Source organism: Streptomyces fagopyri, assembly GCF_009498275.1.
Taxonomy (GTDB): Bacteria; Actinomycetota; Actinomycetes; order Streptomycetales; family Streptomycetaceae; genus Streptomyces; species Streptomyces fagopyri.
The window spans coordinates 166906-188794 of the sequence record NZ_CP045643.1 but is presented as its reverse complement, the minus strand read 5'-3'; the positions used below and the strand labels follow the sequence as shown (position 1 = coordinate 188794).

The 21889-nt window shown below is 68.6% G+C and carries 19 protein-coding genes; 9 read left to right on the top strand and 10 right to left on the bottom strand.

The window, feature by feature from the left end; translation table 11 throughout:
- Positions 1–601 precede the first annotated feature (601 nt).
- Positions 602–916, bottom strand: coding sequence for an integration host factor, actinobacterial type (gene mihF / locus GFH48_RS00845; RefSeq protein ID WP_153286382.1), 315 nt, complete (start codon positions 914–916; stop codon positions 602–604).
- 834 nt (positions 917–1750) lie between these two features.
- On the opposite strand from mihF, the gene GFH48_RS38845 reads away from it, so the two are divergent.
- Positions 1751–2170 carry a hypothetical protein gene (locus tag GFH48_RS38845; protein ID WP_228120211.1) on the top strand — a complete coding sequence of 140 codons (420 nt, stop codon included), beginning with the start codon at positions 1751–1753 and terminating at the stop codon, positions 2168–2170.
- A 497-nt stretch (positions 2171–2667) separates the two neighbouring features.
- Here the strand turns inward: GFH48_RS38845 and GFH48_RS00835 are convergent, their stop codons facing one another.
- Together GFH48_RS00835 and GFH48_RS00830 are read right to left on the bottom strand one after the other, a co-directional pair.
- Positions 2668–3330, bottom strand: a complete 663-nt coding sequence (locus GFH48_RS00835) for a deoxynucleoside kinase (protein WP_153286381.1) — start codon at positions 3328–3330, stop codon at positions 2668–2670.
- An 870-nt stretch (positions 3331–4200) separates the two neighbouring features.
- Positions 4201–4893 (bottom strand): TetR/AcrR family transcriptional regulator, encoded by a 693-nt coding sequence (locus GFH48_RS00830; RefSeq protein WP_153286380.1) that lies wholly within the window; start codon positions 4891–4893, stop codon positions 4201–4203.
- Positions 4894–4946: 53 nt separating this feature from the next.
- Here GFH48_RS00830 and GFH48_RS00825 point away from each other — a divergent pair, with 53 nt between their 5' ends.
- Positions 4947–6065, top strand: a complete 1119-nt coding sequence (locus tag GFH48_RS00825; RefSeq protein ID WP_153286379.1) for an FAD-dependent oxidoreductase — start codon at positions 4947–4949, stop codon at positions 6063–6065.
- Positions 6066–6332: 267 nt separating this feature from the next.
- Entirely contained in the window at positions 6333–6992 is a 660-nt protein-coding gene (locus GFH48_RS00820; RefSeq protein ID WP_153286378.1) for an MSMEG_1061 family FMN-dependent PPOX-type flavoprotein, read from the top strand.
- Between the two features lie 149 nt (positions 6993–7141).
- On the opposite strand, the gene GFH48_RS00815 is transcribed toward GFH48_RS00820, so the two are convergent.
- A complete protein-coding gene (locus GFH48_RS00815; RefSeq protein ID WP_153286377.1) occupies positions 7142–7372 on the bottom strand; it encodes a DUF6479 family protein in 231 nt (76 codons plus the stop codon).
- A 338-nt stretch (positions 7373–7710) separates the two neighbouring features.
- Positions 7711–10314 (bottom strand): PA14 domain-containing protein, encoded by a 2604-nt coding sequence (locus tag GFH48_RS00810; protein ID WP_153286376.1) that lies wholly within the window; start codon positions 10312–10314, stop codon positions 7711–7713.
- Between the two features lie 159 nt (positions 10315–10473).
- Here GFH48_RS00810 and GFH48_RS00805 point away from each other — a divergent pair, with 159 nt between their 5' ends.
- The 5 genes from GFH48_RS00805 to GFH48_RS00785 all read left to right on the top strand — a co-directional run bounded on the left by GFH48_RS00805 (position 10474) and on the right by GFH48_RS00785 (position 16249).
- On the top strand, positions 10474–11487 hold the full coding sequence (locus GFH48_RS00805; protein WP_153286375.1) for a LacI family DNA-binding transcriptional regulator: 1014 nt from the start codon (positions 10474–10476) through the stop codon (positions 11485–11487).
- A 144-nt stretch (positions 11488–11631) separates the two neighbouring features.
- Positions 11632–12732, top strand: coding sequence for an ABC transporter substrate-binding protein (locus GFH48_RS00800; protein ID WP_153286374.1), 1101 nt, complete (start codon positions 11632–11634; stop codon positions 12730–12732).
- 1 nt (position 12733) lies between these two features.
- Positions 12734–14275: a sugar ABC transporter ATP-binding protein gene (locus GFH48_RS00795; RefSeq protein ID WP_153286373.1), complete on the top strand. Its 1542-nt coding sequence runs from the start codon at positions 12734–12736 to the stop codon at positions 14273–14275.
- On the top strand, positions 14268–15230 hold the full coding sequence (locus GFH48_RS00790) for an ABC transporter permease (protein ID WP_153286372.1): 963 nt from the start codon (positions 14268–14270) through the stop codon (positions 15228–15230). The genes GFH48_RS00795 and GFH48_RS00790 overlap by 8 nt, the downstream gene beginning before the upstream one ends.
- Entirely contained in the window at positions 15227–16249 is a 1023-nt protein-coding gene (locus GFH48_RS00785; RefSeq protein ID WP_153286371.1) for an ABC transporter permease, read from the top strand. The genes GFH48_RS00790 and GFH48_RS00785 overlap by 4 nt, the downstream gene beginning before the upstream one ends.
- 120 nt (positions 16250–16369) lie before the next feature.
- Here the strand turns inward: GFH48_RS00785 and GFH48_RS00780 are convergent, their stop codons facing one another.
- From GFH48_RS00780 to GFH48_RS00770, 4 genes are all read right to left on the bottom strand, one after another.
- The gene (locus GFH48_RS00780) at positions 16370–17245 is read right to left on the bottom strand and encodes an NmrA family NAD(P)-binding protein (RefSeq protein ID WP_153286370.1); all 876 of its coding nucleotides are present in this window, start codon (positions 17243–17245) and stop codon (positions 16370–16372) included.
- 232 nt (positions 17246–17477) lie between these two features.
- Positions 17478–18143 carry a winged helix-turn-helix transcriptional regulator gene (locus GFH48_RS00775; RefSeq protein WP_194280444.1) on the bottom strand — a complete coding sequence of 222 codons (666 nt, stop codon included), beginning with the start codon at positions 18141–18143 and terminating at the stop codon, positions 17478–17480.
- The gene (locus GFH48_RS38410) at positions 18140–18448 is read right to left on the bottom strand and encodes a hypothetical protein (protein ID WP_194280443.1); all 309 of its coding nucleotides are present in this window, start codon (positions 18446–18448) and stop codon (positions 18140–18142) included. The genes GFH48_RS00775 and GFH48_RS38410 overlap by 4 nt, the downstream gene beginning before the upstream one ends.
- A 658-nt stretch (positions 18449–19106) precedes the next feature.
- Positions 19107–19577, bottom strand: coding sequence for a winged helix-turn-helix transcriptional regulator (locus tag GFH48_RS00770; protein ID WP_153286368.1), 471 nt, complete (start codon positions 19575–19577; stop codon positions 19107–19109).
- 229 nt (positions 19578–19806) lie between these two features.
- On the opposite strand from GFH48_RS00770, the gene GFH48_RS00765 reads away from it, so the two are divergent.
- Positions 19807–20787 carry a nitrilase-related carbon-nitrogen hydrolase gene (locus GFH48_RS00765; protein ID WP_153286367.1) on the top strand — a complete coding sequence of 327 codons (981 nt, stop codon included), beginning with the start codon at positions 19807–19809 and terminating at the stop codon, positions 20785–20787.
- 149 nt (positions 20788–20936) lie between these two features.
- Here the strand turns inward: GFH48_RS00765 and GFH48_RS00760 are convergent, their stop codons facing one another.
- Entirely contained in the window at positions 20937–21785 is an 849-nt protein-coding gene (locus tag GFH48_RS00760; RefSeq protein WP_228121250.1) for a PIG-L deacetylase family protein, read from the bottom strand.
- Positions 21786–21889: the final 104 nt, after the last annotated feature.

The following is a 21889-nucleotide window of genomic DNA, read 5'->3' as shown; positions in this document are numbered from 1 at the left end:
TGTCTTCGAGCGCTTCCCCTGCCGACCTTGCGGCTTGTGGCTGTTCAGGCATCGCCCACCTCGCACCGTGTAGTGCCACTCGCGCGTGGAACTGGCAGCGGCACGGCTCGTCGTGACACCAGTCATCGTACGGGGGGAGGACGGCGCGGAGAAGTTCAGATGAATGCCGATGAGGCGCAGTCTTGATCCACCCCGGGCAATCTGATCACGTTCCCTGACCACCCCTCACGACCACATGCCACAGCCCCGGCCGGGGACGCGTCCCGGCCGGGGCTGTTTCCTTCGACGTCGTAGGCCCCATCCGTGAGGAGGCCCGGAGTGCATCCGCGGCGGGCTCGACGAGACCGTCCTGAGGGGCCAAGCCGGCCGGTGGCGAGCTCGTACCCGGCGGGCCGTCAGCCGTCGGTGCGGAGGGCTGTCGATTCGGTCGCTCGGCACACATGGGTCGGGCTGCTTTGCGCGGTGGTGCGCGGTGTGGGCGGCGCGTGCGCGGCCCGCAGTGGCGCCGCGGGCAGAGGCCGTGGAGGGGGTGCCGTTCGAGGAGGCGTCATGGCTGCGCGGAGTGTGGCGGGTGTGCTTGTGTCGAGGACATCAGTTCGGTTCAGTCCGAGGGAGGGAACTGCTGGCAGAGGCGTTCGCGCTGTCGCGGGCCGAGGCCTTGGACCTTGCGTGTCTCGGCGATGCCGAGGTTTATGAGGAGCTCGCGGGCGCGTACTTTCCCGATACCGGGCAGCGACTCGAGGACGCGGCGGACGGATGTCTTGGCGATGACGTCGTCTTCGCGCTCCAGAAGCGCGGGCAGTGAAACGCCGCCAGTCTTGAGTGCTTTGAGCAGCGCGGCGCGTTCTTTTCGGGCGTGCAGGGCTTTGGTCAGCGCTTCGGCGCGGGCCTCGGGGGTGAGTTGGGGCAGTGGCATGAGAATCCTTCCGTGGTGCGGTAGTTGGACATCATGGCCCCTCTGCCTCCCGACGACCAACGGGCGTCCGTGGCCTGCCCGGGAGGTCACCCAAGCCGGAGGCCCGTGAGGTGTGTTGTTCCTGTCGACGGCGAGAAAGCCGGTGACTGGGGATTCCGCCGAGGAACTCCCCCCGCCGTGTTCGCCGCAGCTCACTCGCGTCCACTGATCCGGACGCGATCAATGGGGTGGCCGTTCAGGCCGAAAGTGCTACTGAACTGCACTGGTCGATCCCGACCAGGCGGTGCAGCAGCGTGGACTCGCGTAGCGTGTGCGGTTCGGCCCCGACCCGAACTCGGTCTCGCCGACTCGGGCCTTTTCGTCGCGGGGACACGGACCAGGGGCTGAGCAGACCTGCCTGGCCGCCGGCGACTGACCCCGGCCGAGGGGGCTTCGTAGTCGCGTTTGAGGTCGTAGGCGTGGCTCGATTCGCGTTCGGTTTTCGGGTGCTGCGAACGTTGGTGACGTCGTCGAGTCCGGAAGGCTCGCACTGCGCTCGTCGTACCTCTTCGGCATAGAAGTGCAGCATTGCGGTCACGCAGGGCTGCTTGGTCTGTGCTCTCGGCGACGGCGCGAAGCCGGTGGCATTCGGTGATTGCGGCTCCGACTCCCGGCTCGGAGGCACTCCGCGCAAACCCCTGCGCGGCGCGCTGAGCTGCAACCTACTGAGTCCGAGATGCGAAGCACGCGGAGAAGGGATCCAGAAAGTCCCAGTGTTGATGCACGCTCGCGCCCGTGGATGTTAGGGCTGGCCTACCGCGGGTAACCGCCGAGTAGAACCCGGAGGTGATCTGCATGCTCTTCCTCGGACTTCTCCTTGTCGCCGCTACGGCCGCCTTCACAGGACTGGCGATCTCCGACAACCTCGGCGGTGGCCCTGACTACACGGTGTCAGTACTCGGGAGCGACATCGCCACCATGAGTGCCCTGATGATCTTTTGCGCGGGGCTGGCCCTCGCGCTGCTCTTCTCACTCGGCCTGTGGATGGCCGCCGGGGGTGCTGTACACCGGCGCAACCGCACGATGCGCATCCGCAACGAGCGTGACGCCATGTCGGCCCAACTGTCGCAACGTGAGTCGACCGCGCGGCCACAGGGCCCCACGGACGCAGCCGCGGGTCAGGCGGGAGCGGCGGAGCCCACACCGCGGTCCACCGCGGTGACGTCCGAACCGCGCCGCCACCGCAGCAGGCGTATCCACCTCTTCGGCCACTGACGTCGAGTATTCGTGAGGGACGTCGTGGACCCGTCCGTTCCACGGGGCACTGGAACCCAGCACGTCGGAGAACTGCGTGTGACACCGAGCATCGAGAGCTGCTCCGACAATGAGGCGGGGTCCGTCGTGCCCCTGGCGCGACGGACCCCGCGCCCACGATGACGGCCGCCGCACACCCGATGAGGAAGACATGCGCGATGTGCCCCGCGGGGAGAATCCGGGGCCCGACGGATCCTCGTCGAGGAGCTCCCCCGCTGCTGCTGCGCATGGTGCCGGAATCCGCCGAGTTCATCGACGAGATGTTCCGCCGGACCGCGGAAGCGGCCGTCCTGACCGAGGACGCGGGGGTGATGCTGTACAAACTGCTCACCCGGACGCTTCACGGATCCGGTGCTGATGCCGCAGCTGAGGAGCGACAGCCCGGACACGGAGCTGCTGGCCCGGTGCTGGGACTTCGCGGAGGTCACCGAGCAGGCTCACCCCTCCACGGAAGCGTTTCAGGCTCGGTGCCCAGCCCCCGCGAGAGCGTCCTTGACCTGCCGCACCACGCGGGCCGCGTCCTCGGGGTTGTTCACGACATCCGTGCCGTTCATGTCGATGACGAGGACTTCGCTGGCCGAGTAATGCTTGTGCACCCACTCGTCGTAGCCGGACCACAGCGCTCGGTAGTACTCGACGAGGGCCTCGTCCTGTTCGAAATCGCGGCCTCGGAGTCCGATACGGTTCAGCACTGTCGCGAAGTCCGCCTTGAGGTAGACCATGAGGTCGGGCGCCTTGCGGTAGGGCAGGCCCTCGATCTCGTGCATCATCTCGTCGAGCAGCCCCTCGTACACCTGCATCTCCAGGGCGCTGATCCTGCCCAGGTCGTGATTGACCTTGGCGAAGTACCAGTCCTCGTAGATGGACCGGTCGAGAACGTTGTCGCCCTGCTTGTACGCCTCCTTGATCGAGGCGAACCGAGTCCGCAGGAAGTAGAGCTGAAGGAGGAAGGGGTAACGCTTCGCCTCGATCTCTTCGGGGCTCGCTGTGTAGAACAGCGGAAGGATCGGATTGTCGTCCACGCTTTCGTAGAAGACTTTGCTGCCCAGTTCCTCGGCAAGCAGTTCGGCAACGCTCGTCTTGCCGATTCCGATCATGCCGCCGACGACGATCACCGACATACCCCACTTCCCCTACGGGTCTCATGTCCGTGGGCGAGGTCCGCCGACGGCCCTCAACGAAACCATGGGCCGCCACCGAGCCATGAAGGCACCCCCGGTATTGCACGGCGAGGCTGTGATCTTTGTTGTACTCGGCGATGGCGACCACCTCGCGGACTGCTCCTCGGGAACGGGTTCATACAGGTCGATACGCCTTCCGGCGCTCTCCCCGGGCTCGGTCAGTCCGTCGCCGGGGCGTCGCTGCCGGGGAGTTTGGCGGACCGGGCCCCGGGCCGTGGCTTCGCCCTCGCCGATACCGGCGGAGGCGGTCGACTTCGTCGCGGGAGTGGCAGCGCGTCCGCCGCCGGCAGTTCGGCGCCCTCCGGTCCCCGCGGGTGCGAAGGTTTGAGCCAGAACTCGGGATTTCTCCTCACTGGCTCGCACGAACTGAAGCGGACGGCGTGAGCGTGGAACCACATCCCGAGCCGCAGCTCCGCGCCCCGTGCGTCTCAGCGAAGCCGCAGGTGGCACCAGTCGGGTCAACCGCTTGCCGCCACCCCGAACCACCGTCATCGAGGCCTTCAGCCGATGCCGCGTACCCGACCGTATGCCAGCTCTCGGATGGCGAGAGTCGGACCTCGCCAGTGATCAGACCGAAGCCTCGTCGGTCGGAGAAGGGACGACGCACGGGCGGAGGATCGTGAGCGGGTCCGAGGCCGATGGCCAGGTCGAGACACAAGAAGTCGGAGGACGCCCGCCGGTACGTCAGGCCGTCCTCGGTGGCCATCGCCGAACTCACCAGCCTGCTCGCCCCAGTTGACAGCCTGCGCTGAGCCGTACGAAGCGTGGACACCGCCCCCGACCGCGCTCCCCTGCGGCAAGAGCCGAGTGTCACGCCCGCGGCCGGGTGAGTTTGGCGGCCACGGCGTCGAGGACCCAGTCCAGGCCGGTCGAGAAGGAGGCCTCGGCATCCACGTCCGAACCGTCGTGCACGGCCTTGGACAGCGCCGGGAAGCGGCCCGTGGCCAACATCCTTGTTACATGGGGGCCGTTGGCGCGCTGCCAGTCGCGCTTGGACAGGCCCGTGGCGCGCTCGGCCCGCAGGTTCGCGACCTCGCGCCTGATCGCGCCGGTGAAGTAGGCGCTGACGGTCTCCACGGCGCGCATGACGGTGTCCATGTCGGCGAGGCCGTCGAGGGCGGCCAGCTTGGCCTCGGCCACGGCGAGGCCATTCGGGCCCAGGGTGGGGCGGCCGCCGAGCAGATCGGCCAGCCACTCGTGGCGGAGGGTGGCCTGTCTGGTGCGGTGGGCGAGGACGCGCAGTGCTTCCCGCCAGTCGCCGAGCTGTTCCTCGGGGAGGATCTCGGCCTGGACCTCGTCCACCATGAGGTCCAGCAACTCCTCCTTGGTGGAGATGTATCCGTACAGTCGCATCGGGCCGGCGTTCAGCCGGGCGGCTACCTTGCGCAACGACACCGCTTCCAGCCCGCCCTCGTCGGCCAGCGCGACGGCGGCGGCGACGATCCGCTCCCGGTCGAGCGGCACGGGGCGAGCTGGCGGCTCCGGCCGGTCCCACACAGTCATGGTCACACCGTACCGTTGCGATGCATCGCATCGACGAAATACAGTGTATCGATATGAGACACCGCATCGCAGTGGTCGGGAGCGGCCCTGCCGGTCTTACCTTCGCCCGCGTCCTGCAGCGCCATGGCTACCCCGTCGCCGTCCTCGAACGTGATCCCACCCCCGACGCCCGCCCCCCGGGCGGCACGCTGGACCTGCACGAAGGACTGGGCCAGCTCGCGCTGAGAAAGGCGGGGCTGCTGGCCGAGTTCCAGACCTTGTCCCGCCCGGAGGGGCAGGCCATGCGGATCCTGGACACGGCCGGGACTGTCCTGCGCGACTGGCAACCCCGTCCGGATGACCGGGCCAATCCCGAGATCGACCGTGGGCAACTCCGTGATCTGTTGCTCGGGTCTCTGGACGTCCAGTGGGGGCGGGCCGTGACGGAGGTGGTGCCGGGGACTCGGGACGGGGCACTGGTCCATTTCGTGGACGGGGGACAGGAGACGTTCGATCTCGTAGTCGGCGCGGACGGGGCATGGTCCCGGATCCGCCCGGCCGTCTCGTCCGCGACTCCGCACTACACCGGCGTCACCTCGGTCGAGACCTCCCTGGAAGACGTAGACACCCGCCACCCTGACCTCGCCCAGTTGATCGGCGACGGTTCCGTCGCCGTGTACGGCGTGAACCGAGCCCTCGTCGCCCAGCGGAACAGTGGCGGCCACGTCAAGGTGTACGCCCAGTTCCGCGCGCCGCTGGACTGGCACACGAACTTGGACCTGGCCGACGTCGAGGCCGTGCGATCGAGTCTGCTGGCGCTGTTCGACGGCTGGGCCGCTCCCGTCCTCGAACTCCTCCGCCACGGCGCCGCTTTCGTCCACCGGCCCCTCTACGTCCTGCCCGTGTCCCACACCTGGAGGCACGTCGCCGGGGTGACGCTGCTGGGCGACGCCGCCCATCTGATGCCCCCATTGGGGGCGGGCGCGAACCTCGCCATGTTGGAAGGCGCCGAACTCGCCGAGTCCATCGCCAACGACCCTGGAGATCTGGACGACGCCGTCCGCACCTTCGAGGAACAGATGTGGGAACGGGCCGGCAGGTGGGCGAAGATCACGACGGCCGGTCTGGAACGCCTCGTGAGCCCGGACCCCGCCGAAGCACTCGCCCTCTTTGATGAAGTCCAGCCATCCTGACTTCCAAGCGTGAGGGCACCGGCACCCTGGTGGGAGGCGAGGAGACCCGTCTGGCGGGCAAGATCCGGTGCTGGAGCCGTTGTTGTCGGTTGTGCTGCTGGGGCGGTCGCCGTTGGGCCGGCGGAAGCTGAGCGCGCAGAAGGCAGATGGGGGCACGCCCGCGTGGGCCTGCTTGATCGTCACACACCAGACGCCTCGCGCGGCCGTCTCCTGGCCTTCACGTGCCGACCAAGATCTGTCGCAGGTCGGCTCGTTAGGGTCGAGGGCATGACGACACCCCTTGCAGGCAGTGCCTTCGACTCGCTCCGCCTCGACGCCGTGCCCGACCAGGAGGCGTTGCGCCGGGCCTACGAATTCCCACGCGAAGCGGCCGTGCGCAAGCAGATGACCGAACTCACCGAGAAGACCCGGCGGTTGATCAGCTGTTCATCGCTGGTCCTGGTCGCCAGCGCGGACGCCGAGGGCAACTGCGACGTTTCCCCGCGCGGGGGCCCCGCCGGGTTCGTCGCGGTCCTGGACGCACGGACGGTGGCGATACCGGACGCGACCGGCAACAAGCGCCTGGACACCCTGCAGAACGTCGTCGCCACCGGACGGGCCGGGCTGCTGTTCGTCATCCCGGGTCGCACGACGACGCTCAGGGTGAACGGCCGGGCCTGCGTCTCCACCCGCCCGGAGCTGCTGTCGCAGCTGACCGCAGTGGGCAAGCCGCCCGCCAGTGCGCTGGTGCTGGGGATCGAGGAGGTCTACCCACACTGCCCCAAGTCGCTGCTGCGCAGCGCGGCCTGGAAGCCGGAGCAGTGGCTGCCGGCGGACGCCCAGCCGACCTCGGCCGAGGTGACGCTGGCCCAGCTGCGCATGCCGGAACTGTCGATCGCCGACATCGAGCGGGCGGAGGCGGACTCGCTGAAGTACCGCTACGAGTAGCGGGCCGATCCGCGATGGCTGGGCCACCAGCCGGCCGAACGTCCACGCCGGCATGCTCCGAGATCAATCGCGGGGCAACTCGGAGTGATCGCAGATGCCTTGGGCTACTCGTGGAAAGCCTTCGCTGAGTGACGAACGGTCGTCGAGAATCAATGGCGGGGCTGTCGGCCGGGGTCGTCGTCGGGGGTCTGCCAGGAGTCCCGACGGGTCGCTGCCCGCGGATTCTGGTCTGCTGGACCGGCACCGGGGTTCTCGCGGCGCGCGGTGCGCCGACTGCCGTACCAGAACGCGCCGATCAGGAGAGCCGCCAGTACCACCCCGGCGACGATCAGCGGGAGCGACGACGATCCGTCGGCTGCGAGAACGCGTGAAGAGATCATGGCAGCCGTCTACCCGCTCTCAGGAGTCCCTCACGGATGGCGAGCGCGTATTCCGATGAGGTCGGCCGTTTGGCGCGCATGGTGCGACGGGCCCAGGCACTTGGCAACTCGGTGCACGGGCCCGCCCGAGTCCGCTCGCACGCCGCGTTGCGCACCGACCGAACCGCCATGGCACCCGCGCCCCACGCCTTCCGGGCGGTGGGTGCGGGGCCGGTGCGACGGGCGAGGCACGGTCCGCTCCCCGGTCAGGTGGGGAGCGGACCGTGCCGGCGACCCGTCAGCGGGTCAGAACGGGACCACGGAGAGGCCGGTCGCTGTCGGCCGGGAGAGTTCCGTCGTCAGGAGCACCCTGCCGGCGTCGGCTGTGACGCGTCGTGGATCAGGGCGTCCTGGGCCGCCTTCAGCCGTTTCACATCGGGCTTGACCACCTTGCGGTCGTAGGTCATCAGTCCGTTCAGCTCGCCCTCCACGTCCGAGATCTGGGTGTAGACGGCGCCGTTGCCGCCCTTGCAGGCGAGTTTGTGGACCTCGTCCAGTCGGGCGAGGTAGTCGTCGGTGTAGGTCGCGGGGTCGACGTCCACGTAGGACTGCTGCACCGACCAGGCGTGGCCGGGTACCGCGAGGCCGAGACCGCCGTATTCACCGCTGACCAGGGCCCGTTTGCCGTCGGGGTTGGGGGGCAGTGCGGGGCTCGGGTAGCCGTGCTCGTCGATGATGTCGCCGGTGCCGCCGTCCACGCCGAGGTTGATGCCCGACATGGAGTTGACGAGGCGGGTGGGGTCCCAGGACTTGGCCTGGTCGGCGATGCGGGCCTCGTCGTACTGGCCCCAGCCCTCGTTGAAGGTCACCCACATGACGACCGAGGGGCTGCTGAGGTGTTCGTCGATCATCTGCTTCATCTCGCGCTCGTACTCGGCGCGGGACGCGGCGTCCGGGTTGACTCCGGCGGTCATGGCGGGCATGTCCTGCCAGACCATCAGGCCGAGCCGGTCCGCCCAGTAGAACCAGCGGTCGGGTTCCACCTTGATGTGCTTGCGGACCGCGTTGAAGCCCATCTGCTTGTGCATCTTCAGGTCGTACGCCAAGGCCTCGTCGGTCGGCGCGGTGTGCAGACCATCCGGCCAGAAGCCCTGGTCGAGGGTGGCCATCATGAAGACGGGTTTGCCGTTGAGGACGGTGCGCGGGGTTCCGTTCACCTGCTCCACGGCGATGGACCGCATTCCGAAGTAGCTGCCGACGCGGTCGGCGCCGACGGTCACCTTCAGGTCGTAGAGGAAGGGATCGTCGGGTGACCAGAGGTGCGGGTTGGTGATCTTGAGGACCAGTGGGTGTCCGGTGCGGCCGGTCACGGTGGCGACCTTGCGGTGTCCGGCGTACGCGGTGGCGGTGACCGGTACCCCGTCGCGGACGCCCTGCGGCTCGACGGTGAGCCGGCTGTTCTTCACATCGGGGGTGAGCTTGAGCGAGTCGACGTGGCCGGTGGCCACCGGCTCCATCCACACCGTCTGCCAGATGCCGGAGGACGGGGTGTACCAGATGCCGCTCGGGTCGAGCCGCTGCTTGCCCACCGGCGGGTTCTCGCCGCCCTGCGCGTCGGTCGGGTCGTAGACGCCGACGATCAGTTCCTGGGTGCGGCCCGGCTTCAGCGCCGCGGTGACGTCGGCGCTGAACTTGTCGTAGCCGCCCTGGTGTTCGGCCACCTTGGTGCCGTTGACGTAGACCTCGGCCCGCCAGTCGACGGCGCCGAAGTTGAGCTGGAGGCGCTTGCCGGAGCCGATCCGCCAGTCCTTCGGGACCGTGAAGGTGCGGCGGTACCACATCCGGTCCTCGTGCCGCTCGATGCCGGAGAGCTGGGACTCCACGGGGTAGGGCACGAGGATCTTCTCGGCGAGATTCCTGCCGACCGGCGGCTGGTCACCGGCCTTGGCCGCCGAGAACTGCCAGGAGCCGTTCAGGTTGCGCCAGTTGTCCCGGGTGAGCTGGGGACGGGGGTACTCGGGGTGGGCGTTGCGCGGCCCGACCTCGTCCGCCCACTTCGTACGCAGCTGGTAGGTCGAGTGGTTGGAGCCGCTGCTCCAGAAGGCGTTGACAACGTTGCCGTTCGTGCCGGAGAGGCCGCCCTTGCCGTCGTAGCGCAGGTCGGCGGTGCCTCGGGCGGTTCCGGTCCTGTTGCCGACGACGGGTTCCTTCAGGCGGACGAGCAGCGACTTCGGGTCCGCGGGATCCAGTTTCGCCGTGGACAGCGGCCACTTGGCGCCGCCGATGACGGCCTCGACATGGTCGGTGAGACCCGTCGGAGGTGCGGTCAGTGCCTGGGCGAAGTCGAGGCGCAGGGTACGGCCGTCCCCCTGGACCGTGGTGGCGATGGCCCCGTCGTAGGCGTACCCGTCGGGCAGCCGGAGCGCCGACTGCGGGACGGCGGTCTTGGTGCCGCCCGGCGGGGTCCAGCGCAGATGGAGGTTGGAGCCACCGAAGTGCTCGAAGTACTCCACCTTGATGTCGTAGGCCCGCCCGGCGGTCAGGTCGAGGGGCTGGGAGGTCTGTTCCCGGTCCCAGTCGTCGACCCAGTGGTCGATGGCGAGCTGCCCGTCGACCCACAGGCGGAAACCGTTGTCGCCGATGATCGAGAAGGTGTGGGCGCCGGTCTTCTCCGGGACGATCCGGCCCGTCCAGCGGACGTTGACGTCGTCCGACTGCCCGGTGGCGAAGGCGAGTCGCGGCTCCAGGTTGTCGAAGTCGAGGTTGGTGTCGAATCCTGTGGCCTTCAGCTCGTGGAAGTCGAAGGCGCCAGGGGCGGACTGGGTGTAGTACTCGCCTTTCAGGCCGTGGACCTCCACGGGGTCGCCGGCGGCTGTGGCGGCCGGGGCGGCGGTGAGCCCGGCCAGGCCGAGCACCGCGACGAGCAGGAGTGCCATTTGGGTTCGGAGTCTTCTGATGCGCACGGATCCTCCTTGGCTGAGGAAGGGTGGCGGCTCGTTGCTTCAGTCTGTACAACGTTGGAAGGAACGGGAGTTGGCATCACAGCACGGGTCCCGGCCTCTGTCCAGGGTCATGACAAACGTCCTGGTGACAGGGGCGCACATCGATGGAGAGGAGATCCCTTGCGGGTCAGCCTGAAGGACGTCGCGGAGCGCGCCGGCGTCTCGATCAAGACGGTTTCGAACGTCGTGAACAACTATCCGCACGTCACCCCGGCCATGCGGGCCCGCGTCCAGGAGGCCATCGACGAACTGGGGTACCGGCCGAACCTCACGGCGCGGCACCTGCGCAAGGGCCGCACGGGCATCATCGCCCTCGCCATCCCCGAGTTGGGCAACCCGTACTTCGCCGAGCTGGCCGGAGCCGTCGTCGACGCCGCCGCCGAGCATGAGTTCACCGTGCTCCTCGACCACACGCGCGGCGACCGGGAGCAGGAAGTGCTGGTCAGCCAGGGTTTCCGGGCCAATGTGATCGACGGCCTGATCCTCAGCCCGCTGGAGCTCGAGGCCGAGGACCTGCGCTCGCGCAACGACGACGTGCCGCTCGTCCTGCTCGGCGAGCGGGAGTACGAGCTGCCCTACGACCACATCGCGATCGACAATGTGGCGGCGGCGCGCAGTGCGGTACGCCATCTGCTGGGCCGCGGACGCTCGCGGATCGCCTATCTCGGGGCCCGTACGGATTCGGCCAACCGGCCGGCCCATCTGCGGCTGGCCGGCTGGCGCGAGGAGTTGACGGAGGCCGGGGTGCCCGCGCCCGACGACCTGGTGGTGCCGGTCGGCGGGTGGGACCGGGACGAGGGAGCGCGGGGGATGGCCCGGCTGCTGGATTCCGGGGTGCGCCCGGACGCCGTTTTCGCCTACAACGACCTGGTGGCGATCGGTGCGATGCGGGTCCTGCACGAGCGTGGTCTGCGGGTGCCGTGGGACGTGGCGGTGGTCGGTTTCGACGACATCGAGGAGGGGCGGTTCGGTGCTGTCACGCTGACGACGATCTCGCCTGACAAGCAGGCCATCGCACGGATGGCGGTGGCTTCCCTGCTGCGCAGTCTGTCGGGTCGTACGGAGCCCGGAGGACGTGAACTGACCGCGGATTTCAGGCTGGTGGAGCGCGAGAGCACCCTGGGGCGGCGCTGACGGGATTTCGGACCGAAGGCTTTACAGCCTCCTTCCAACGATGTAAAAACCTCCCCGGAACGACGTGTACACCGAGTTGACCGCAAGAGCCGATCATCCCCCGGGAGCGCTCTCAGCGCCGGGGCCGCGCCGTTTGGGGACTCCATGAAGCCGATCGCATCTCGTCACCGCACCTCCGTCAGGACCCTCCTCGCCACCGGCCTCATCACGAGCCTCGCGCTCGTCTCCGGATGCGCGAAATCGGAGAACGACTCCGCAGACAAGGACAAGAGCTCCACCAGCCAGGGCGACTCCGGGCAGGTCGTCGCCTCGCCGTCCACGGGCTCCGGCCCGACCTGCGCCATAGACGCCTATGGCGCCCAGAAGACCGACCTGAAGACGGCCACCGTCGGTTTCTCCCAGTCCGAGAAGGAGGCCAACCCCTTCCGGATCGCCGAGACCGCGTCGATCAAGGCCGAGGCGAAGCAACGAGGCGTTAAACTGCTGACGGCCAACGCCCAGTCACAGTTCTCCAAGCAGATCAGCGACGTCCAGGACCTCATCGCCAAGGGTGCCGACCTCCTGGTGATCGCGCCGCTCAACTCGGACGGCTGGGAACCGGTCCTGCGCTCGGCCTCGGCCAAGCACATCCCGATCATCACCATCGACCGCAAGATCAACGCCGCCGCCTGCAAGGACTACGTGAGCTTCATCGGCTCCGACTTCGTGGAGCAGGGCAAACGGGCCGCGGACCGCATGATCGAGGCGACCGGCGGCAAGGGCGAAATAGCCATCCTGCTGGGCGCCGCGGGCAACAACGTGACCACGGAACGCACCAAGGGCTTCGAGGAGCGCGTCAAGGAGAAGGCGCCCGGCCTCAAGATCGTCTTCAAGCAGACCGGTGAGTTCGCCCGGGAGAAGGGCCAGTCCGTCACCGAGAACCTCATCCAGTCCAAGCCCGGCATCACCGGCATCTACGCCGAGAACGACGAGATGGGACTGGGGGCGGTCAACGCCCTCAAGGGGGCCGGCAAGCAGCCGGGCGCGGTGAAGATCGTGACGATCGACGGCACCCGCAACGCCGTCCAGGGCATCGTCGACGGCTGGATCGACGGCGTCGTCGAGTCCAACCCCCGCTTCGGACCGCTCGCCTTCCAGACCCTGGACACCTTCACCAAGGGGGAGAAGGTCGCCCAGGACATCGTCATCCAGGACAGCGAGTACACCAAGGCCAACGCCAAGTCGGACCTGGGCAAGGCCTACTGACATGTTGTCAGTCACCGGTCTGTCGAAGACCTTCCCCGGCGTGAAGGCCCTGTCCCAGGTGGACTTCACGGCCCGCGCCGGGGAGGTGCACGCACTCATCGGCGAGAACGGCGCGGGCAAGTCGACCCTCATCAAGGTCCTCACCGGGGTCTACCAGCCCGACGAGGGCGAGGTGACCTACAACGGCGCCCCGGTCCGCTTCGCCACACCCCTGCACGCGCAGCACGCGGGAATCTCCACCATCTACCAGGAGGTCAACCTCGTCCCGCTGATGACCGTGGCCCGCAACCTCTTCCTCGGTCGCGAGCCCCGCAACCGGCTGGGCCTGATCGACTTCCGGCGCATGCACCGGGTCGCCGATGAGGCACTGCGCGAGCTCGGACTGCGCGTCGACGCACGCCGCCCGCTGCGCGAACTGGGCGTCGGCGCCCAGCAGATGGTGGCGCTCGCCCGAGCCGTCTCCGTCGACGCCCGTGTCGTCGTCATGGACGAACCGACCTCCTCGCTCGAACCGCGCGAGGTCCGCACCCTGTTCGGGGTGATCCGGATGCTGCGCGAGCGGGGCATCGCGGTGATCTACGTCAGCCACCGGCTCGACGAGCTGTACGAGATCTGCGACGCGGTCACCGTGCTGCGCGACGGCAAGGTCGTGCACACCGGCCGCATCGCCGAACTCGACCGGCTGAGGCTCGTGGCGCTGATGCTGGGGCGGGAGATCACCGACGTACGCCAGGACGGTCTCACCAAGTTCGCCGGCAGCCATCGGACCGAGACCGAACCCGTGCTCCAGGCAACGGAACTGACCGTACGACACCAACTGGACGCGGTGTCCGTCTCCGTGCGGCCCGGCGAGGTGGTGGGGCTCGGTGGCCTCCTCGGGTCGGGCCGCACCGAGACCGCCAAGGCCATCGCCGGCGCACTGCCCACCGATTCCGGCAGGGTCGTGGTCGCCGGCGTCCGCGTACGCACCGGCTCGACACCCGCCGCGATCCGGGCCGGCATCAGCCTGCTCCCCGAGGACCGCAAGGCCGAGGGGATCGTGCCGGGCCTCTCGGTCCGTGAGAACATCGCGCTCGCCGCGCTGCCGGGCCTCTCACGCTTCGGCCTGGTCGACGAGGCACGCATCGACCGGATCGTCGAGACCTTCATGAAGCGGCTGCGCATCAAGGCGGCGGGCCCCCACCAGAAGGTGGGCGAACTGTCCGGCGGCAACCAGCAGAAGGTCCTGCTGGCCCGCTGGCTGGCCATGCAGCCCAAGATCCTGCTGCTCGACGAGCCGACCCGGGGCATCGACGTCGGCGCCAAGGCGGAAGTGCAGAAACTGATCGACGAACTCGCCGACGACGGACTCGGCGTCCTCCTCATCTCCTCCGACCCGGAGGAACTGATCGAGGGCAGCGACCGAGTGATCGTCCTCAAGGACGGCGCGGTCGTCGAGGAACTGACCGGCGACGCCGTCACCGAGGACCGGCTGATGCGCGCCATAGCCGCCGCGCCCGCACACACGGGGGCCGGCACCGGCCCGGGAGGCCACGATGACTGACCTGACCCTGGGCCGGGTGACCGCGGACCGCGACCGACTGCTGCGCCTGCTCCAGGAGTACGGCGTCTACCTCGGCGTCGTGGTCCTCTTCCTCGTCAACACCGTCTTCACCCCGCACTTCATGTCCACCGAGAACTTCCGCACCCAGGCCGTCCAGGTCGCCCCGGTCCTGATCGTGGCACTCGGCATGGCGCTGGCGATCGGCAGCGAGGGCGTCGACCTGGCGGTCGGCTCGGTCATGGCCCTGTCCACCTCGCTGTTGTCCCTCTACCTCGGCTACGGGCCCTGGATCGCCATCCTGATCGCCCTCGTGGGCGGTGCCGTGATCGGCGTCGCGAACGGATCACTCATCGCGTTCGTGGGAGTCCAGCCCATCGTCGCGACCCTCGCCCTCATGGTCGCCGGCCGCGGACTGGCCCTGGTCCTCCTCCCTCAGCTCAAGGACGTCCACGACCCGGCCATGGCGTCACTCGGCTCGGGCGACGTCCTGGGCGTCCCGTATCTCGTGCTGATCGCCGCCGCCCTCGCGCTGCTCGTCGCCTTCGCCGTGCGCCGCACGACCTTCGGCCGCCAGCTCCTGGCCATCGGGGACAGCCGCCCGGCCGCCCGGCTCGCGGGACTGCCCGTACGACGCGTACTGATCCTGGTCTACGTCTGCTCCGGCGTCCTCGCCGCGATCGCGGGCGTGCTGGCCACCGCCCGCCTGACCGCGAGCGACCCGACCTCGCTCGGCAACCTGATGGAACTCTCCGCGATCACGGCGGTCGTGGTGGGCGGTACCCCGCTGAGCGGAGGCCGTGTCCGCATCGGAGGGACGGTCGCCGGAGCCGTCCTGATCCAGTTGCTCACCACCACGCTCATCAAGCACGATCTGCCGCCGTCGTGGACCCAGATCGCCCAGGCCGCGGTGATCGTCCTCGCCGTCTACGCGGCACGGGAACGAGGAAAGCGATGACGACAGACGTGGACACTCCGGTGAGCGCCAAGAGCACGGCCGAGGAAGAACCGCCCGGCGCCACCCGCTCCGAGCGGCTCAGCGTGCTCGCCCAGCAGCACGGCGCCCTGGTCACCCTCATCGTCGCGATGATCGCCGCGTCGCTGAGCTTCGACACCTTCCTGACCAGCGACAACCTCGAGAACATGGCACTCTCCTCGGCGTTCCTCGCCGTGGTGGCGCTCGGTATGACCTTCGTCATCGTCACCGGCGGCATCGATCTGTCGGTGGGTTCCCTCTTCGCCCTGGGCGGAGTGCTGGCGGCCTGGGGATCCCAGTACGGAACAGCGGTCGCACTGCTGCTGCCGCTCGCCGTGTGCGGACTGATCGGGCTGGTCAACGGCCTCCTGATAGCGCGCTCGCGACTGGCTCCGTTCATCGTCACGCTCGCGGCGATGCTGGGCGCCCGGGGCATCCTGCTCTCCGTCACCGACGAGGGCTCGAAGACGTATCTCGTGGACAAGAACTCGTTCTTCGCGAAACTCGGCCAGGACACCGTGCTCGGTGTCGGCGCGCCCGTGTGGATCACCCTCGTACTGTTCGTGCTCGGCGCGGTCGTACTGAGGCGCACCCGCTTCGGCCAGTACGTCTACGCGGTCGGGGGCAACGAGGACGCGGCGGCACTCATGGGTGCCCCCGTGGCCCGTACGAAGATCTCCGTCTACACGCTCTCCGGGCTCTGCGCCGGGCTCGCCGGGGCCCTCAACGCGGCCTGGCTGGTGTCGGGAGTGACCATCCTCGGATCCGGCATGGAACTGGAGGCGATCTCCGCGGTGGTGATCGGCGGCACGCTGCTCACCGGAGGGTTCGGCTTCATCAGCGGCTCGCTGGTGGGGGTCCTGCTGTTGAAGGTCATCCAGAACGTGATCAATCAGATCGGCTCACTGGACTCGGCATACCAACAGGTGGTCAGCGGAGCCTTCTTGGCCGTGGTCGTCATCGCGCAGACGTGGCTGGGACGTAGGCGGCGAGTGCTGTGAGGGCCTCCGCCCGAGGGCCGGCCTTCGCGGACCCTACGCGGGCGGGAGGTCCGGTACCGCGGCCGCCCGACGGCGGTACCACCGACCTCACCGCGAATCCCTGTCGGCTGGGGCGGGTTCTCAGGCGGAGTGGCTGTCGAAGAAGGCCCGGTTCTGGGCGATGAAGCTCTCGACGTCGAGCGGGTCGTCGCCGCCGATCTCCTTCACCACGTCGTTCATGCCGGAGAAGACGCCGTTGCGGTAGTCGATCGCGACGGCGCGAAGGTGCTGGATGAGATGGGGTGAGGCACCTCGCTTCTCCAGGACGGCGGTGAATTCGTCGAGTTCGACGGGCACATAGGTGACCTCGCGGCCGAGGGTGCGTGACATCGCCTCGGCGATCTCGTGGTGGTTCAACTCGACCGCTCCGTAGAGCGGGTAGATCTTGCCCGCGTGCGGGGCGGGGTCTTCGAGGATGGCCGCGATCACCTTCGCCTGGTCGACAGCGGCGATCGGCGCGTGCCGGGCGTCGGCGAAGGGGAGGCGGAGTTCGCCTGTCCCGTCCCACATGTTGATCAGCCACTCGGCGAAGAACGTGGGGCGGAGGTGGGTGACCGCGGTCCCGGAGCGGTCCAGCAGCCTCTCGGCCACCCAGTGTTGGAGTGCCGCGTTGCTCTCGGACTCTCGTCGGGCCGAGATCTGCGACATGTTGACGATCGCGTCCACGCCGTTCTCCTCCGCCGCCTGGGCGAGGTTCGCCGTGGCGTCCATGAGACCGGGCAGGATCGGGTAGGTGAAGTAGGCGGCGTCGATCCCTTCGGTGGCGCCGGCCAGGGAGTTGAGGTCGTGGACATCCCCGACCACGACCTCCGCACCGAGATCGGCGAGCCTGCGGGAGCGCTCGTCGATCGTGCGGACGAGCGCGCGTACGCGTCGGCCACGCTGGAGCAGCAGCTCGGTGGTGTGCCTGCCGGTCTGGCCGGTGGCTCCGATCACCAGGAGGTTGCCGTTCGTCATGATGATTTCCTCTTCTCGAACTGGTCCGTCGCCCTTGCTGCGCGACGGGAGGCGATGCGCCTGGTACACGGGTGTCCGTTCAACGCGGCGCGTCGCGGACACGGAGGTGCGAACTGGCCCTGATCATGCGGTTCATGCCCATCAGGGGTTCTGCGTCGGTCGGAATCGGGATCCGGCGGGGGAGTGGGCCCACTTCGGCATGGATACGCGGCCGTGGAGGCCGGGAGGCGCGTCAACGACTGTTCGTGCGCGCGCTGTTCGGCAGGTTGAACAGTTCGAAGAACAACCGGGCACGGTCGGGATCGCCCTCCACGACGAGTTCTCCGGAGGCCACGGCGTCATCGACGGTCATCCGGCCCTGCGCAAGGGCGTAAAGGGTCGCCTTCCCGCAGGTCAACCGCAGGCCCGGCTTCACCGGGGCGGGTCCGGTCTCCAGCCGCACGCGCTCGCCGTCGCCCTGCAGCCACAGCGTCTCCTCCTGCACGACCAGCTCTGTGACCGTGTCGAAGTCGGCTGCCTCCCCTGGGGACGTCAGGCGCATGGCCAGCACACTCCACGCGGCCCGGTCGGTGTATTCGGGCGGTGGAGGACCTATGCCCTCGCCCCAGTCGACGAGGGAGGCCAGGAGCGGCGTCAGTGCCGTACCACGGTCCCCGAGCTCGTAGGCGGCGGCGCGCCCGGGGCCGGGCAGCACCGTACGGCGTACTACGTCGTACTGCTCCAAGTGCTTCAGACGTGCGGCGAGCAGGCTCGTGCCCATGCCGGGGAGGGAGCTGAGGAGGTCACCGTAACGGCGTGGCCCCAAAGCGAGTTCCCGCACGATCAGGAGGGTCCATCGTTCGCCCAGTACGTCGAGCGCGCGGGCGATGTGACACGTCTGCTCGTAGGAGCGGCTCATGATGTTCCCTCGGTGAGCGGGGCCACTGGGCCTCGGCGCGGTGCGGCGCCCCCGTGGGGCAGCGGAGCGGACAGTGTGATCCGGCCCAGCGGATCGTGCACCACCCGCTGCACCTGCACCCATGAATCGTCCGGGTCGGTGCCGACGCGATCCGCCATTCCTGGGGTGCCCGCCATCCGGCTGACGGCGGTACTGCGCGCTTCGGTGCCGCTGACCGTTCCGTCCACCAGGCAGAAGTAGCTGACGGGCCTTCCCGCGGCGGAACGGAGTCGGACTCCCACCATCCACTGGATGTCACTGCTCACGGTCCTCTCCCTTCCGGGCGCGGTCGGTGTCTCAGACCTGAGATCCGATGCCGACTTCGAGATCACGTAGTCGATGCTACCTATTTTAGAACCACTCGCCACTCGGCATTCTTCCCGAGCGGGCCCACGAGTTTTCGCCGTGACTGTCTCTCTTGATCGGCGGCGACCGTTTCTCCCCACATCAAAGGCGAGCCGTCGTGGTGAGGCGCCTGAGCGCGGTGCGCGGGTACGTGGGTGGTCGCCAGGTGGGCCGTCGCCGGGGCCACCTGGGGCGTCGGTCGCGCTGATGTGGATGTCGTTGCAGGTCCGCGGCACGGGGCCGGTCGGGGGCGCGGCGCGGTGTTCCGGTGTCCGGGGCTCGCCGGGCGCCGTGGAAGCGGTCGGCGGCGCCGCCGGGTGGCTGGTGCCGGGAGGGGGAGGGCTGTCAGGGGGTCGGCTGTCTCCGCCACGCGGCTCGCAGGAGGTGGGTCCGAGGTCGCGCCCGGCACCTGGTGGTGACCATCCACGGTTGTGGAAGCCGTCTGGGGGCGTGCCCGGACGTAGCGGGGCAGGGCGGCGGCGGAAGGAGCGGAGCGTGGACAGGCGGTCGCGCGTACTCCCCGGGGCAGGCAGCGGCGCGCGTCCGCGGACCGGCGCCGCCCTGGGCGGCCGGACGGCGTCAGCAGTCCTGGGACGCGTGATGGACGGAGAATTCCCCCGACCGGACCGGTTTTCCGCAGGCATGACAGCGGACCTCGGCCACGAACACCTCGCCGCACACGGCATGGACGAAGTCGACCTGAGGTACGGCTTCCCCGCCATGGGTGTCGCCCCAGCGTTTGAGTACCAGGATGACCTGTCCGAGATCGCGGCCCTTCTGAGTCAGTTCGTACCCGGCCGGCTGTCCCTTCCCGGGCGAGCGCGGCCGGAGGATTCCGGACTCGGTGAGCTTCCGGAGCCTGGAGGACAGGACGTCTCTCGGAGCTCCCACCGCTCGCAGGATGTCCGTGTATCGCGACGCGCCGAAGGCCAGGGCGCGCACGATGTGCAGGGACCATCGGTCGCTGACGGCATCCAGCGCGACCGCCAGCGAGTCCCGATCCGGTTTGTTTTTCAAACCTGGATGTGTATGCTGCGTTTGGTTTGACATTCAAACCATAGTAATCGGGGAAGTCGCCTTGTCACCACCGTCCGTTCCGGGAACCCCTGGTTCGCCGCCCTGACAGAACCACCCGTCGCGGTCGTGATCGCCGCCATGTCGGCCCGCGGCATCGCCCCGCGATCGTCCGATCTCCGGCACCGGGTAGGGCCCCTCCCTTCTGAACAGGCCCAAGTGCGCTCACAAGTGACGACCCCTCATATGAATGAGGAGCAGCGCCATGACCGTCGTAAAGGCTGCCGCAGTCCAGATCAGCCCCGTGCTCTACAGCCGCGCGGGGACCGTCGAGAAGGTCGTTCGGAAGATTCATGAACTGGGCACGAAGGGTGTTCAGTACGCGGTCTTCCCCGAGACCGTCATTCCTTACTACCCCTACTTCTCCTTCGTGCAGGCGCCGTACGCCATGGCCAAGGAGCCCCTGCGTCTGCTCGAGGAAGCGGTGACGGTGCCGTCCGCCGAGACCGACGCCATCGCCCAGGCGGCCCGAGAGGCGCGGATGGTCGTCTCGATCGGTGCCAATGAGCGTGACGGTGGGACGATCTACAACACACAACTGCTGTTCGACGCGGATGGCACGCTGATCCAGCGCCGCCGCAAGATCACCCCGACGTATCACGAGAGGCTCGTCTGGGGACAGGGCGACGCCTCCGGTCTGCGTGCCGTGGACAGCGCCGTCGGTCGCATCGGCCAGCTCGCCTGCTGGGAGCACAACCAGCCGCTGGCGCGCTACGCCCTGATCGCCGACGGCGAGCAGATCCACGCCGCGATGTACCCCGGCTCCTTCGGTGGCGCGCTGTTCGCGGAGCAGATCGAGGTGAACATTCGTCAGCACGCCCTGGAATCGGCCTGTTTCGTCGTCTGCGCGACCGCGTGGCTCGACAAGGACCAGGTGGGGCGGATCGCCGAGGACACCGGCGGGCCCGCGTTGTCCGGGGGGTTCTTCACCGCGATCGTCGATCCCGAAGGACGCGTCGTCGGAGAGCCGCTCACCTCTGGCGAGGGCGAGATCATCGCTGACCTGGACTTCGCACTGATCGACCAGCGCAAGCGCCTGATGGACGCGCGCGGTCACTACAGCCGCCCTGAACTGCTCAGTCTGCAGATCGACCGTACGCCGACAGCCCACCTCCACGAGCGTGGTGCTCAGGTTCCGGTCCAGCGTGTCCGTGCCGTGGACGAGGACCGTTCCGCCGAGGCGTGAGCCGTTCCCGGTCGTGCCGCATTCGTCCCCTGCCGCGTCACAGCCGCGCTCGCCGCGGGGTGGCACGGCCGGCCCCGCGGAGGGGGCCGGCAGCGACGAGGGCGGCCGTCGACGTGCTGCCGCCGGACCTGCGAGGGACGGGGGCGAAATCAACTGGCCCGCACGACGCCCTGGAACAGGTCGCTCTCCCGCTCCCCGCCGGTCCACGGCGGGTCGGCTCGCACATACTCCTCGACGGGGTTCTCCTGGCCGGTCAGGCTCAATATCCGTAGCAGGGCTTGAGCGTCCGACTGGCTGGCGTGTGCCGCCAGAGCCCGAAGCTTGTGGTGCCAGAACCCGGAGATGTCCACGGTTGTGGTGACGTCGTCGTCATCGATGCCCATCTCCAGCGGGGGAGTCCAGACATCAGAACCGAGCGATGCTTCCGCCCGCGTTCGTACCGCCCTGAGGCGGGAGACGGAGAGCGCGATGTAGTACAGCTTCGGCAAACGTCGGCCGGGGCGGGTGCCGGCCTCTCCCCGAACCGGAAAGCCGCCGACCGCCCGAAGACGCGCGAACGCGGCCATCGTGAGCTCGTGCGTACGGACATGATCCGGGTGGTACGAAAGCCCGTTGGGAGGATAGGTCACCACCACATCCGGCTGGTACTCGTGCATGAGCGCTTCGAGCTGCCGGACGATCGGCTCGCCGTCGGCTCTGCTGAACGCACGAGGATCGACGTCGTCGGGGGACGCGGGCAGGCCGGAGTCGGCGTGGTCGAGGCGGACGATCCGGCTCAGACCGAGCGCCACTCCTGACATCGTGAGCTCGTGGGCCCGCCGCTCGGCGACCTCCGCCGGCCGGTGGTGATGATGGCCGGGCTTGAGGCCGTCGGCTGCGTCACCCTGCGCACCGTCGGTGCACGTGACAAGTACCGTTCGGACGCCCGCGGCCGCGTATCGCGCGAGGGTGCCGCCCGTCTGGCTGGCCTCGTCGTCAGGGTGGGCGTGGACGACCATCAGCGTCGGTCGACGGATCTCCGTTGTATTCAAGGTGAGCTCTTCTCTCGGTAGCGGCAGGACGGCATCGAGACGTGTCGCTTCGGCTGACCTTTGTCACCGAA

Coding starts and splice junctions, on each gene's coding strand:
- GFH48_RS00835 (WP_153286381.1), bottom strand. CDS start 3,330: ATGTCGGTGATCGTCGTCGGCGGCATGATCGGAATCGGCAAGACGAGC.
- GFH48_RS38845 (WP_228120211.1), top strand. CDS start 1,751: ATGCTCTTCCTCGGACTTCTCCTTGTCGCCGCTACGGCCGCCTTCACA.
- GFH48_RS00775 (WP_194280444.1), bottom strand. CDS start 18,143: ATGAGCCGCTCCTACGAGCAGACGTGTCACATCGCCCGCGCGCTCGAC.
- GFH48_RS00815 (WP_153286377.1), bottom strand. CDS start 7,372: ATGATCTCTTCACGCGTTCTCGCAGCCGACGGATCGTCGTCGCTCCCG.
- GFH48_RS00820 (WP_153286378.1), top strand. CDS start 6,333: ATGACGACACCCCTTGCAGGCAGTGCCTTCGACTCGCTCCGCCTCGAC.
- GFH48_RS00770 (WP_153286368.1), bottom strand. CDS start 19,577: ATGTCAAACCAAACGCAGCATACACATCCAGGTTTGAAAAACAAACCG.
- GFH48_RS00760 (WP_228121250.1), bottom strand. CDS start 21,785: ATGGTCGTCCACGCCCACCCTGACGACGAGGCCAGCCAGACGGGCGGC.
- GFH48_RS00780 (WP_153286370.1), bottom strand. CDS start 17,245: ATGACGAACGGCAACCTCCTGGTGATCGGAGCCACCGGCCAGACCGGC.
- GFH48_RS00800 (WP_153286374.1), top strand. CDS start 11,632: ATGAAGCCGATCGCATCTCGTCACCGCACCTCCGTCAGGACCCTCCTC.
- GFH48_RS00790 (WP_153286372.1), top strand. CDS start 14,268: ATGACTGACCTGACCCTGGGCCGGGTGACCGCGGACCGCGACCGACTG.
- GFH48_RS00795 (WP_153286373.1), top strand. CDS start 12,734: ATGTTGTCAGTCACCGGTCTGTCGAAGACCTTCCCCGGCGTGAAGGCC.
- GFH48_RS00765 (WP_153286367.1), top strand. CDS start 19,807: ATGACCGTCGTAAAGGCTGCCGCAGTCCAGATCAGCCCCGTGCTCTAC.
- GFH48_RS00830 (WP_153286380.1), bottom strand. CDS start 4,893: ATGACTGTGTGGGACCGGCCGGAGCCGCCAGCTCGCCCCGTGCCGCTC.
- GFH48_RS00785 (WP_153286371.1), top strand. CDS start 15,227: ATGACGACAGACGTGGACACTCCGGTGAGCGCCAAGAGCACGGCCGAG.
- mihF (WP_153286382.1), bottom strand. CDS start 916: ATGCCACTGCCCCAACTCACCCCCGAGGCCCGCGCCGAAGCGCTGACC.
- GFH48_RS00825 (WP_153286379.1), top strand. CDS start 4,947: ATGAGACACCGCATCGCAGTGGTCGGGAGCGGCCCTGCCGGTCTTACC.